The sequence below is a fragment of the Pseudomonas sp. Sample_21 genome, from assembly GCF_004307525.1.
GTDB lineage: Bacteria > Pseudomonadota > Gammaproteobacteria > Pseudomonadales > Pseudomonadaceae > Aquipseudomonas > Aquipseudomonas atacamensis.
The window spans coordinates 22,892-33,915 of record NZ_RCNZ01000119.1 but is presented as its reverse complement, the minus strand read 5'-3'; the positions used below and the strand labels follow the sequence as shown (position 1 = coordinate 33,915).

Genomic DNA, 11,024 nt, shown 5'->3' with positions numbered 1-11,024 from the left:
AGCGAGCTTGCTCGCGAAAGCGGTGTGTCAGCCGCAGATGAACTGACTGGACGGGCGCCTTCGCGAGCGGGCTCGCTCCCACAGTTTTGCAGGCTGTACCCAATAAAGTGGTAACGCAGCAGACCCCTTGTGGGAGCGAGCTTGCTCGCGAAAGCGGTGTGTCAGCCGCAGATGAACTGACTGGACGGGCGCCTTCGCGAGCGGGCTCGCTCCCACAGTTTTGCAGGCTGTACCCAATAAAGTGGTAACGCAGCAGACCCCCTGTGGGAGCGAGCCTGCTCGCGAAAGCGGAATGTCAGCCGCAGATGAGCTGACTGGACGGACGCCTTCGCGAGCAGGCTCGCTCCTACACGGGGATGTGTGTCAGTTCAGGCGCCATCCAGCGTGCGGCGGACCTTGTCGAGCAGTTCGCTGATCTGGAACGGTTTGACCAGCATGTCCATGCCGGTGCCGAGGAAGACCTGGCGGTTGAGCGCGGTTTCGGCGTAGCCGGTCATGAACAGGATCGGCAGCCCTTCGTGCCAGCCACGTGCAACATCCGCCAGTTCACGGCCGCTCATGCGCGGCAAGCCGACGTCGGTCAACAGCAGGTCGATCGACGGGTCGTTCTGCAAGCGCTCCAGCGCCGATTCGATATCCGCCGCTTGCGTGCAGCGATAGCCGGCATCTTCCAGCACTTCGGTGACGAACAAGCGCACCGTGGCCATGTCCTCGACGATCAGCACATGCTCGCCACTGCCTTTGGCATCAGGCACCGGCACAGGCGCGTCGGCCCCGGTCGGGTCGTTGGTGCCCGGCAGCATGATCGTCACTTCGGTGCCACGGCGGGCGACGCTGCGGATGTGCGCGTCACCGCCGGACTGACGGGCAAAGCCGTAAATCGTCGACAGACCAAGCCCGGTGCCCTGGCCCAGCGGCTTGGTAGTGAAGAACGGCTCGAACACCTTGTCGATCACGTTGTGTTCGATGCCGGTGCCGTCGTCGCGTACCGACAATGCCACGTACGCGCCATCGGCCAGATTCGGATCGCCGTGGGAATAAGCGGCGTAAGTATTGACCCAGATATTGCCGCCGGAGGGCAGGGCATCGCGGGCGTTGATCACCAGGTTGAGCACGGCGCTTTCCAGCTGCACCGGGTCGACCAGCGCAATCGCCGGTTTGTTGGTCAGTTCCAGCTTGAGGGTGATGCGCTCGCCGATGGTGCGCACCAGCAATTCTTCCAGCGAGCGGACATGCTCGTTGATGTCCACCGGGCGCGTATCCAGTGGCTGCTGACGGGCAAATGCCAGCAGACGATGGGTCAGCGAGGCCGCGCTCATCGCTGAATTCAGCGCTGCTTCGGTATAGAACTGCACCTTGTCCAGACGCTCATCGGCCACGCGTTTCTGGATCAGTTCCAGACTGGTGATGATCCCGGTGAGCAGGTTGTTGAAGTCGTGGGCGATACCGCCGGTGAGCTTGCCCAGCGCATCCATTTTCTGCACTTGCAACAATTGCGCTTCGGCGTGCACGCGCTCGGCGACTTCCTTGGCCAACTGCGTGGTGGTGTCATCCAGTCGCGCCAGATGCGAGCGCTCGCGGTGGCGGTGTTCGGTGACGTCCTCGACAAACACCAGGCTCAGCTCCGGCGTGCGATACGGCGAAATCTGCCATTGGGTCTCGCGAATCTCGCCCTGCACGCGCATGTTCAGCGTGCCTTTCCAGCGCTCGCCGTCTACCAGACGCAGACGCAGTTCATCGAGGATCGAGCATTGATCTTCGGCGAAGCATTCACGCAGCGCCTGCGGATCGCGGTTATCGACGATCAATTGGGCGAATGCGTGATTGCACTCATGTACTTTCAGATTGGCATCGAGCACCGCGATCGGCGCCGAGACGTTGGCGAAGATCTCGCGGAAACGCGCCTCGCTTTCGCGCAGAGCATTTTCCGTGTCGCGCACCCGCAGCAAGGTACGCAGCGTGGCCAAGAGCACATCGGGGTCGACCGGGTGAATCAGATAGGCATCGGCGCCCGCGTTGAGGCCGGTGATGATGTCGCCGGTCTGGATCGACGCCGCTGACACATGAATCACCGGCAGCAGCGCAGTGCGCGGGTCGGCGCGCAACAGGCGGACGATGTCGAAACCGCTCATGTCCGGCAGGTTGACGTCGAGGATCAACGCATCGAGGGCTTCGCTCTCGATCAGGGCCAGGCCGTCGCTGCCGGTGCCGGCTTCGAGCACCGTGTAGCCGTGGCGCTCCAGGCGTCGGCGCAGGGCGTAACGGGTGGCGACGTTGTCATCGACGATCAACAGGCGGATGTCACGATTCATCGACGTTCTCCAGAGCGATTGCCAGCGGGATGATGACAAAGAACGTCGAGCCCACGCCCGGCGTACTGTCTACCCCGACTTCACCGCCGAGCAGGGCGGCAAAACGCTTGCATAGTGACAGACCCAGACCGGTGCCGCGCAGACGTTTCTGCAATGGCGAATCGACTTGGGAGAAGTCTTCGAACAGCGTGTCATGCAACTCGGCCGCGATGCCGATGCCGGTGTCGCTGACGGCAAAGCGCACCTTGTCTTCACCTTCCAGTCGCGCCGACACGCGCACTTCGCCACGGGTGGTGAATTTCAGTGAGTTGGAAATGAAGTTGCGCAGGATCTGCCCGAGCTTCTTGTCATCGGTATACAGGCGCGGCAGGCCCAGCGGTTCTTCGAAGATCAGATCCACCGCCGAAGCATCGACGATTGGCCGGAACATCCCGCGCAGGGCCGAAAACAGGTCGAACATGTCGAACCAGGCCGGCGAGATGCTGATGCGCCCGGCTTCGATCTTCGCCAGATCGAGCAGGTCATCAACCATGTCGCTGAGCTCGCGGGCAGCGGTGCTGACGAAGGCTACCTGCTTGTGCTGTTCAGGGCTGAGCGGACCGTCGAGTTCGTCAGCGAGCAGACTGTTGATGCTCAGTATCGAGCCCAGCGGCGTACGAAATTCGTGGCTCATGTATGACAGGAAGCGGCTCTTGAGATCCGATGCCTGACGCAGTTCTTCAGCCTGAGTGTCGAGCTCGGCGTACAGCGCCAGCACGCCCTGGTTGGTTTCATCGAGCTCTTCGCGCAGGGCAGTGGTTTCGCGCTGCAACTGGGCGATGAGCGCCGCCTGTTCGGCATGGCTCAAGGTAGTCGATTCAGCCATGGGCGGCCTCCAGAGCAACGACCAGTACCGTCACGTCATCGCGACCACGACAGAAGTCGCGGTGCAGGACGCTGGCTATCACGGACGGATGGCGATGCACCAGGCCGGGGTAGTCTTTGAGATTCCAACGGGACTGTAAGCCGTCGCTGTACATGATCAATAAATGTCCGTTCACGTGAGCATAGTCAAAGGGTTTGGCTTTACGGTACTGGCCGCCAACGATGCCGGGGTGCGAGGCCAGGCCACGGGATTTGCCAGCCTCGAGCAGACTGGCACCAATGTTACCGACACCGGCGAAGGTCAGACCATCGCGCTGGCTGTCGAACTGCGCGAAAGCGACGGCGCCGCCGCGGGTGCCGAGCATTTCCTGATGCAGGTCTTCCATCAATACCACTGGATCGGCAAACGGTGCCCGGGCGAATGCCTGCGCCCCGGCCAGGCCTGCGCGCTCGGCGTCTTCGCCATGACCGAGGCCATCGATCACCAGCGCGCTGATCCGCGAGCCTTCATACGTCAGATGCCAGACATCGCCGCAGGCTGGATCGGCATGCAGCGAATGCTGGCTGACGCCGAAGCGGATATCGGCCTGACGATCGTTGCGCGGAAAAATTCGCGCCAGCAACACCGCGCCACGGTGGTCGGCGTAGACATCGAACACATTGGTCTGCCGCGATACGGCGCCGAGGCCGATGCCTTGTGTGCCGCCAGTGGAAAAGCCATCCGCCAGACAGGCATCCAGATCAAAGCCCTGCGCCCGATCCACGGTCTGCATTTCGATGCCGAAACCGTTATCCGGACGAGTCAGCACACGCAGATGAAACTCGCCGCGCTGGGCATGCTTGAGCACGTTGCTTGCCAGTTCCGTCGCGACCAGTGCCACGCGGCCGGCATCGTTTTCGTCGAAGCCATGCTGCTCGGCGAGTTTCTGCGCGGTGCGCCGGGCGTGGCCGATCTGGCTGCTGTCCTCGATCGGCAGAACCTGGGTCAACGACCCGGTGATATTCATGTCCATCGTGTGATCGTAATGCGCGTGCCTTTGCCGGGCTCAGTGTCGAGTTCGAATTCATTGACCAGACGTTTGGCGCCGGTCAGGCCGAGGCCTAGTCCGCTGCCGGAAGTCCAGCCGTCGGTCATCGCCAGTTTGATGTCGGGGATGCCCGGGCCTTCGTCGCGGAACGTGATGCGCAAACCGACCCGGCCGTTTTCCTCGAGGATCTGCCAATCCATGTCGCCGCCGCCGCCATAGACCATGGTGTTGCGCGCCAGCTCGCTGACGGCGGTGACCAGTTTGGTCAGGTCGATCAGGCGCATGCCGCATTCGGTGGCGAGCTTGCGCGTGGTCTGGCGGGCCAGTACCACGTCCTGTTCGATCAGGATGGGTTGGGTACCACTGCTGCGTACGGTCATTGCAGGCGTACTCGATCCTGCAGCAGTTTCATTCCGCGTTCGACGTTGAGGGCGGTGCTGACGCCCGGCAAGGTCATGCCCAGCTCAACGAGCGTGATCGCCACGGCCGGCTGCATGCCGACCAGCACGGTTTCGGCGTCCATGATTTTCGACAACCCCGAGATGGTGCCGATCATGCGCCCGATGAACGAGTCGACCATGTCCAGCGCGGAGATGTCGATCAGCACGCCACGGGCCGAGGTCCGGCTGATGCGCTCGGACAGATCGTCCTGCAGGGTCATGGCGAGCTGGTCGTGCATGTCGACCTGAATGGTCACCAGCAGCAAATCGCCCATTTGAAGAATCGGAATACGTTCCATCGGCTCAGACCGCTTTGCCGAGGCTGATGCCCAGGCGAGTCAGGGCCAGTTTCAAGGCGTCGGCCAGGTTGGCCTTGGTCACAACGCCTTGCAGATCCAGACCCAGGTGAACGATGGTTTGGGCGATCTGCGGACGCACGCCGCTGATGATGCAGTCAGCGCCCATCAGGCGAATCGCGGTCACGGTTTTCAGCAGGTGCTGGGCAACCAGGGTGTCGACGGTCGGCACGCCGGTGATGTCGATGATGGCGATCTCGGAACCGGTGTCGACGATGCGTTGCAGCAGCGATTCCATGACTACCTGGGTGCGTTGCGAATCGAGGGTGCCAATCATTGGCAGGGCGAGAACGCCGTCCCACAGCTTGACCACCGGCGTCGACAGTTCCAGCAGCTCTTCCTGCTGACGCTTGATCACCGCTTCGCGGGATTTCTGGAAGGTGCCGATGGTGTGCATGCCGACCGTGTCGAGCAGTTCGGAAACTTCCAGCAGTTGCTCGGCGAGCAGTGCCGGCTGGTCCTGATAATGGTTTTGCAACAGGGCGAACAACGGGCCCTTCAGGGCAAAGATGAAATTGGCGGTTTGCTGGGAATCCTGGCCGAGCAGGGCGCGGCTCTGCGACAGCTTTTCAAGAAACTGACGGGTGTCTTCCCAGCCTGCGGCGGCAATCTTGCTGCCGTTGCCGTTTTCCAGACCGGCCAGCAGCAGGGAGAGCAAGTCGCGGGTTTGCTGCGCGAGGTCGTGTTCCTTGAGATTGCGCGTGGCGCCGCTGGCTTCGAGGCGTTTGGTCCATTCGCTCAGCAGTTGAGCCTGGTTGTTCCTGATTGCTTCAACTGTGCTGTTCTGCAGTGCTGCCATGTGCGTGTCGCTCCGTTACGTAATGGTGCCGGCTCAGCGAAATGACCGGCGCGAATTGACTGACATTTGCCGCTTGAAATAGTTGTTCATTAAGCAGCGAATTTTTCTGCCTGCCGCGTCGAACGCCCCGGTAACTCTAGTCGGCGTGGCAACAGGCAACGATGTTTTGAACGAATCTGCGGCGTCAGGCTTCGAATCTGCATGCCCGACGTTTTCCAGTCGTGCTGGAAGAAGGAGGCAGGACTATGAATGAGGTGGATATGAACGAGCAAGCGCCGCAACAGCAAAATCAGTCCTCAGAGTCAATTAACCGCAACGACCCGGCCATCGGCCCGCAGACACCGGGACAAAATACCCCCGCGCCGGCTGAACAAGGACAGGCGGACAGCGCGGCTGCCGAGGTCGATCAGAAGCAGCATCACAGTGACAACAGCAACGACTTCAGCCCCGGTTTCAAGCCTGACCCGGACCGTCCTGAACCGGGCGAGAGCACCGACGCCGATATCGACACCGATGGCGGTTGATCGCTGAAACGCAAAAAGGCCGCATCGAAGGATGCGGCCTTTTTATTGCCGGGCGGTTACTTGCTCGGATGTTTGGCTTGCAGCTCTTTGGCGTGGGCCAGGTGTTTTTCCAGCGCTGGCAGCATCTTCTGCGCGAACGCTTTCAGTTCAGTGGCGCCTTTGGCCTTGTCATCGGTCACGGTGTTTGCCTGCTTCTTGAACAGCTCGATGGTTTCTTCGTGAGCCTTGACCTGGTTGTTGGCGTAGGCCGCATCGAAGGATTCATCGCGCATGTCGAGAATCTTTTCCTTGGCCTGTTTGACCAGGGTGGTGGTGTCCGGGACTTCGATGTCGTTGGCCTTGGCAATTGCTGCCAGCTCATCGTTGGCTTTGCTGTGATCGGTGATCATCTGGTTGGCAAAGGCTTTGATGTCAGCTGACTGGCTTTTTTCCAGAGCCAGGCGGCTGGTTTCGATTTCAGCGATGCCACCGGCGGCGGCGTTATCGACAAAGTCATTGTCGGTCGCGGCAAAGGCGCTGCCCATGCCGGCAGACAGTGCAACAGCCAGAGCGAGATGACGCAGGTTGAATCCGTCCATTGGGTGTCTCCACGCAGGTTTTTGTGAGCGTTATCCAATGGAGCGAAGGCACAAGCCAAAGGTTTTATTGCATTTACGACAGGGCGACGAACGGCAACCGCTGGTCTGACAGGGTGTCGACAGAAGCCATTGCGCAAGGCCATGCTGATAACGAGTCAGCGCATCGGTCGCGCTGGTTGTCGATCAATTTGATGGAGGTGTTTCATGCCGGTTTCACATGATCTGTATCAGGACCTGGGCTGCAAGAAGGAAGAGATCGAGCAAAAACGCTCCGAGGATGCGAAGCTGGATTCGCTGCTCAACAAGTATTTCGAGGTGGATGCTGAAGTGGTCGAGGCCGAGAACGCCCAGTCAGACGCCCCCAGTGACGACGAATTGAAGAAGCTCAAAGAGAAGCGCGTGATCGTCAAGGAGCAGATCGTCGCCCGGTTGGCCGGGCAGCCGCTGACCGGTCAGTAATTACCTGACCCGTGGTCGCCATCCGAAGGGAACGGCGACCCCCGCGGCACCTCCAATGTGCAGAGTCTGCAAACCATCGACTCGTTGCGAGGTGCCTCATGAACGATCCGAAATTCCCCAGTGAGGAGCAGGGCGGCTTCGACCCGATTCCGACCCGCCCTGAACCCAACAGCCCGGCGCATACCACAGCGCATCCGGAAAAAACCGTGAAAGAACTGCCGGAGGATGAAGATCCGGAGAAGTTCGACCGGTCCGGCAACTGACAGGCCGCCTTCGCGAGCAGGCTCGCTCCCACATTTGGAATTCGTTTCCCCTGTGGGAGCGAGCCTGCTCGCGAAGACGCAAGTCCATTCCCCCGCAAATCCCGCAGGCTCACTTCAGCGCCGCATCCAACCCCATCCGCCCCATATGCCTCGCCTTCAACGAGCCGAAATACAACCACTGCCCATATTCGCGCACCGTGGTAATCGGCGAATAATTGCCATCGCTCGCGTCCTGCAGATTGGCAATCACCTTGCCGTCCAGATCCAGTCCCAGCACAAACCCACGCTTTTCGACAGGCTTGGGCAAAACCGTCAACGCCCGCACGATCATCTTGCGCACGAACGGGTGCTGCGCGGTGCCGTCGAGTAATGCGTTGCGCGGCGCGTACAACGCTACCCAAAAGCGATTGCTGCCATTGAACGAGAGGTTGTCCGGAAGCCCCGGCAAGTTGTCGATGAACACATCATGGGTACCGGCCTTCGGCCCGCTCAGCCAGTAGCGGCTGATGCGATAAGCACCGGTTTCATTGACCAGCACATAGGCTTCGTCGGGGCCAAGGGTGACGCCGTTGGCGAACTGCAACTTGTCGAGCAAGACGCTGGTCTTGCCGCTCTGAAAGTCGTAACGCAGCAAACGGCCGTCGGCGCCGTGCTCGATGATCGCCTCACCGTCATGGCCATAGCCCCAGCGGCTCGAGGCATCGCTGAAGTAGGCGTAGTGGCCTGACTTGTCGACCGCCACATCATCGGTAAATCCAAATGGCACGCCGTTGGCCTCGGTGGTCAAGGGGATCACGCGGCCTTGTGCATCCAGCGACAGCAAACCTTTGACCGCATCGGCGATCACCAGCATGCCGTTCGGATGACGGGCGAGGCCCAAGGGACGGCCACCGGTGTCGGCGAGGACCTTGCGCTGCGTGCCGTCGAGGCTGCTGCGGATCAGCCGGCCGTCATGCAATCCGGTGATGAGAAATTCGTCTTCCAGCAGCAGCGCCTCAGGCCCTTCGATGTCGCTCGGCCCGACCTTCACCACAGCTTTGAGGCGCTGGTTGTCCGCGTAGATCCCGTCTTTCAACGAGGGCGCCGGTGGCGGTGTCCAGGCCACTGGTTCGACCTTGGTCGGCAGCAACAACAAGAAGGCGATGACCAGAGCGATCAGCAGGCACAGCAGATAACGTAATTTCACGCGCTGGCCCTCGCCGCGCCGATGTACTGCGCGGTCGTGTCGCGCAGGGCAAGCATGGACGCGGCAGACTCGCGCTCTATGCGTCGCTTGAGCAACAGACGATTGGCCAGACGCATGAGCAAACCGTCAAAGCGATATTCCAGCGTACGCACGAATCGCGTGCCACCAGCCTCCGCCGAGGACTCGTAAGTCAAACGCAGGGACAGGCCCTGATCACTTTGCGCGCGTGCGCACCAGCGCCGGCCCGGCAGATATTCAGTGACTTCCCAGCGCAAGTGACCGGCACGTCCGCCGGCATGGATATCCTCTTCGAAGCGCGCACCGGCATGCAGCGGACCTTGCGGACCGTCAATCTTCAATGAGGAGGGATGCCAGTCCGGCCAGTGACTGGCGCTGGCGGCATAGGCCAGCACAGCGACCGGCTCGCCGGCGATATCGATCTGGTGCTGCATGCGCGTCATGGGCATTTGCGAATTACTCAAAGGGGCGGGTTCCGGCTCGAGGTACAGCGTGCCGAACAGGTAGTCCATCAAGGGCAGAACGATGTTGAAATTGCGCTCCTGCATGCGCTCGCGGCGGTGATGCAGTTCGTGCAGACGGCGCATCTGGCGGATCCACGGCAAACGAGTCAACGGATTCTGCGGCGGCAGATGCTCACAGGCATGGAACACCTCATAGAGCAGATAACCGAGCACCATGCACCCGGCGAAAAGCCCGGCGACATTGGCGTTGACCTGCGCGAGCAGCCACCACAGGGGCAGCGTGATCACCAGCGTATGAATGATGATCAGCCAGGCTGGAAACAGGATCACCCGCCAGTCCCGCGCGCTGTCGTAGGTCATGTGCCCGGGGGTAAAAAAACTGTGATGGTCGCCGGCATGCCGCGCGTAGAACATCTTTGCGAAGGCTTTTTTGTGATGGCCCAAATGGCGATGGACCATGTATACGCCGAAGTTGAACAACAACAGGCTCAGCGGCACCGTCAGCCATTCCAGCCAGCTCACTGAATGCACCGTGCGCCAGAACGCAGCGACGGCGAAAATGCCGAACAGCAACACGAACGCGCCATGCAGCCATGGGTTGTACAAAGGATGAATGGCCGCCCGGTAGCGGCTGCGGAATGCCTCGGTGGTCTGCCTCAATGCGTTTCACCTGCGGGTATTGTTGTTATACCCGGCAGATTAGCCGATCCGCTGACTTGTGCAGGACGAACCTTGCGGCCTTAAGCGCCATGCTCTGGACTGAGGCTGTCCGTCAGCTCAACGGATTCCAGCGCTGTGACCAGTCGTCATCGGTGCGGATCACTTCGCGCAACAGATCGAAGGCCTGTTGCAGCACGGCCGAGTCGCGATCCCGGGAATACACCAGATAGGTCGGATAACCGAATTCCGGCGCTTTGGTGACGGCTTCCAGGGCTCCGGTCTCCAGGTAAGTGCGCACAACCCGAGTGCGGAAATAGCCGCTGCCGCCATGTTCGAGGATGTATTGCAAGGCCAGCGGGCCAAGGTTGAAGCTCAGCGCGGCTTTGGCTTTTTCCGGCAGGGCGGCGTCGTGCTGACGGCGGAAATCCGGACCCCAATCGATGTAGACGTAAGGCTCCGGACGCTCGGGGGCGCGCACCAGAATCAGTTTTTCCTCCAGCACTTGCTCGACCTGCAGACCCGGCCAGTATTCCGGCTGATAAACCAGCGCGGCATCGAGCACACCGAGTTCGAGCTGACGCAACAGATTCTCGCCATCGCGGATTTCCATGCGCAGTGCGTGGCCGGGGATTTTCTCGCGCAGTTCCGCCGCCCAACTGAGCATCAACGGGTTGCACAGGCTGACCTCGCCACCGATGTGCAGAACGTTGTGATAACCCTCGGGTAGCGGCAAGTCGCGGCGCGCGGCTTCCCAGGTCTGCACCAGTTGATTGGCGTAGATCACGAACGCTTCGCCATTGGCCGTCAACTTCGCCCCGGCGCGATTGCGCACGAACAGCGTACTGCCCAACTGGCTTTCAAGCTTCTGCACCCGCGCGGTGATGGCGGTCTGCGTGACGAACAACTTCTGCGCGGCGGCGGCAAGGCTGCCATGACGGACGATTTCGAGGAAAGTGCGAGCGAGGTCGATGTCCATGGGGCAGGGCCGGTGTCTGGAGGTGGAGCGCATTGTAAGTCAAAAGGCTCTCTCCCCAACTTGAAAGCAACAACGGATTGAACCGCTGAAAATTGCG

At 60.8% G+C, this 11,024-nt stretch carries 13 protein-coding genes; 3 read left to right on the top strand and 10 right to left on the bottom strand.

All coding sequences use genetic code 11. The features are described from left to right. Nucleotides 1-368: 368 nt before the first annotated feature. Genes D8U71_RS23040 through D8U71_RS23015 form a run of 6 tightly spaced genes read right to left on the bottom strand, consistent with a single transcriptional unit; the run spans nt 369 to nt 5,799 of the window. A complete protein-coding gene (locus tag D8U71_RS23040) occupies nt 369-2,312 on the bottom strand; it encodes a response regulator (RefSeq protein WP_073474818.1) in 1,944 nt (647 codons plus the stop codon). Then, nucleotides 2,302-3,177 (bottom strand): ATP-binding protein, encoded by an 876-nt coding sequence (locus D8U71_RS23035; RefSeq protein ID WP_024012718.1) that lies wholly within the window; start codon nt 3,175-3,177, stop codon nt 2,302-2,304. Before D8U71_RS23035 ends, D8U71_RS23040 begins: the two co-directional genes overlap by 11 nt. Then, nucleotides 3,170-4,183 (bottom strand): ATP-binding protein, encoded by a 1,014-nt coding sequence (locus tag D8U71_RS23030; RefSeq protein ID WP_130888759.1) that lies wholly within the window; start codon nt 4,181-4,183, stop codon nt 3,170-3,172. Before D8U71_RS23030 ends, D8U71_RS23035 begins: the two co-directional genes overlap by 8 nt. After that, nucleotides 4,180-4,584 carry an anti-sigma regulatory factor gene (locus D8U71_RS23025; protein WP_016774465.1) on the bottom strand — a complete coding sequence of 135 codons (405 nt, stop codon included), beginning with the start codon at nt 4,582-4,584 and terminating at the stop codon, nt 4,180-4,182. The genes D8U71_RS23030 and D8U71_RS23025 overlap by 4 nt, the downstream gene beginning before the upstream one ends. Beyond that, entirely contained in the window at nt 4,581-4,943 is a 363-nt protein-coding gene (locus D8U71_RS23020; protein ID WP_016774466.1) for an STAS domain-containing protein, read from the bottom strand. Before D8U71_RS23020 ends, D8U71_RS23025 begins: the two co-directional genes overlap by 4 nt. A gap of 4 nt (nt 4,944-4,947) precedes the next feature. After that, a complete protein-coding gene (locus tag D8U71_RS23015) occupies nt 4,948-5,799 on the bottom strand; it encodes an STAS domain-containing protein (RefSeq protein WP_016774467.1) in 852 nt (283 codons plus the stop codon). Nucleotides 5,800-6,059: 260 nt separating this feature from the next. On the opposite strand from D8U71_RS23015, the gene D8U71_RS23010 reads away from it, so the two are divergent. Beyond that, nucleotides 6,060-6,323 (top strand): hypothetical protein, encoded by a 264-nt coding sequence (locus D8U71_RS23010; RefSeq protein WP_130888758.1) that lies wholly within the window; start codon nt 6,060-6,062, stop codon nt 6,321-6,323. Nucleotides 6,324-6,379: 56 nt separating this feature from the next. Here the strand turns inward: D8U71_RS23010 and D8U71_RS23005 are convergent, their stop codons facing one another. After that, nucleotides 6,380-6,901 carry a DUF4142 domain-containing protein gene (locus D8U71_RS23005; protein WP_016774469.1) on the bottom strand — a complete coding sequence of 174 codons (522 nt, stop codon included), beginning with the start codon at nt 6,899-6,901 and terminating at the stop codon, nt 6,380-6,382. Between the two features lie 204 nt (nt 6,902-7,105). Here D8U71_RS23005 and D8U71_RS23000 point away from each other — a divergent pair, with 204 nt between their 5' ends. Beyond that, complete coding sequence (locus D8U71_RS23000) at nt 7,106-7,360, top strand: DUF465 domain-containing protein (protein ID WP_016774470.1); 255 nt, start codon at nt 7,106-7,108, stop codon at nt 7,358-7,360. Nucleotides 7,361-7,458: 98 nt separating this feature from the next. Further along, the gene (locus D8U71_RS28420) at nt 7,459-7,623 is read left to right on the top strand and encodes a hypothetical protein (protein ID WP_016774471.1); all 165 of its coding nucleotides are present in this window, start codon (nt 7,459-7,461) and stop codon (nt 7,621-7,623) included. A 109-nt stretch (nt 7,624-7,732) separates the two neighbouring features. Here the strand turns inward: D8U71_RS28420 and D8U71_RS22995 are convergent, their stop codons facing one another. The 3 genes from D8U71_RS22995 to D8U71_RS22985 form a co-directional block, all read right to left on the bottom strand. Next, nucleotides 7,733-8,809 carry an SMP-30/gluconolactonase/LRE family protein gene (locus D8U71_RS22995; protein WP_130888757.1) on the bottom strand — a complete coding sequence of 359 codons (1,077 nt, stop codon included), beginning with the start codon at nt 8,807-8,809 and terminating at the stop codon, nt 7,733-7,735. Further along, on the bottom strand, nt 8,806-9,951 hold the full coding sequence (locus D8U71_RS22990) for an SRPBCC family protein (RefSeq protein WP_125927465.1): 1,146 nt from the start codon (nt 9,949-9,951) through the stop codon (nt 8,806-8,808). The genes D8U71_RS22995 and D8U71_RS22990 overlap by 4 nt, the downstream gene beginning before the upstream one ends. Before the next feature lie 112 nt (nt 9,952-10,063). After that, a complete protein-coding gene (locus D8U71_RS22985; protein ID WP_024012724.1) occupies nt 10,064-10,927 on the bottom strand; it encodes a LysR family transcriptional regulator in 864 nt (287 codons plus the stop codon). Nucleotides 10,928-11,024: the final 97 nt, after the last annotated feature.

What these genes read in the sequence shown, in the direction of transcription:
- D8U71_RS23040 (WP_073474818.1), bottom strand. Translation starts at nt 2,312, where the DNA reads ATGAATCGTGACATCCGCCTGTTGATCGTCGATGACAACGTCGCCACC.
- D8U71_RS23035 (WP_024012718.1), bottom strand. Translation starts at nt 3,177, where the DNA reads ATGGCTGAATCGACTACCTTGAGCCATGCCGAACAGGCGGCGCTCATC.
- D8U71_RS23030 (WP_130888759.1), bottom strand. Translation starts at nt 4,183, where the DNA reads ATGAATATCACCGGGTCGTTGACCCAGGTTCTGCCGATCGAGGACAGC.
- D8U71_RS23025 (WP_016774465.1), bottom strand. Translation starts at nt 4,584, where the DNA reads ATGACCGTACGCAGCAGTGGTACCCAACCCATCCTGATCGAACAGGAC.
- D8U71_RS23020 (WP_016774466.1), bottom strand. Translation starts at nt 4,943, where the DNA reads ATGGAACGTATTCCGATTCTTCAAATGGGCGATTTGCTGCTGGTGACC.
- D8U71_RS23015 (WP_016774467.1), bottom strand. Translation starts at nt 5,799, where the DNA reads ATGGCAGCACTGCAGAACAGCACAGTTGAAGCAATCAGGAACAACCAG.
- D8U71_RS23010 (WP_130888758.1), top strand. Translation starts at nt 6,060, where the DNA reads ATGAACGAGCAAGCGCCGCAACAGCAAAATCAGTCCTCAGAGTCAATT.
- D8U71_RS23005 (WP_016774469.1), bottom strand. Translation starts at nt 6,901, where the DNA reads ATGGACGGATTCAACCTGCGTCATCTCGCTCTGGCTGTTGCACTGTCT.
- D8U71_RS23000 (WP_016774470.1), top strand. Translation starts at nt 7,106, where the DNA reads ATGCCGGTTTCACATGATCTGTATCAGGACCTGGGCTGCAAGAAGGAA.
- D8U71_RS28420 (WP_016774471.1), top strand. Translation starts at nt 7,459, where the DNA reads ATGAACGATCCGAAATTCCCCAGTGAGGAGCAGGGCGGCTTCGACCCG.
- D8U71_RS22985 (WP_024012724.1), bottom strand. Translation starts at nt 10,927, where the DNA reads ATGGACATCGACCTCGCTCGCACTTTCCTCGAAATCGTCCGTCATGGC.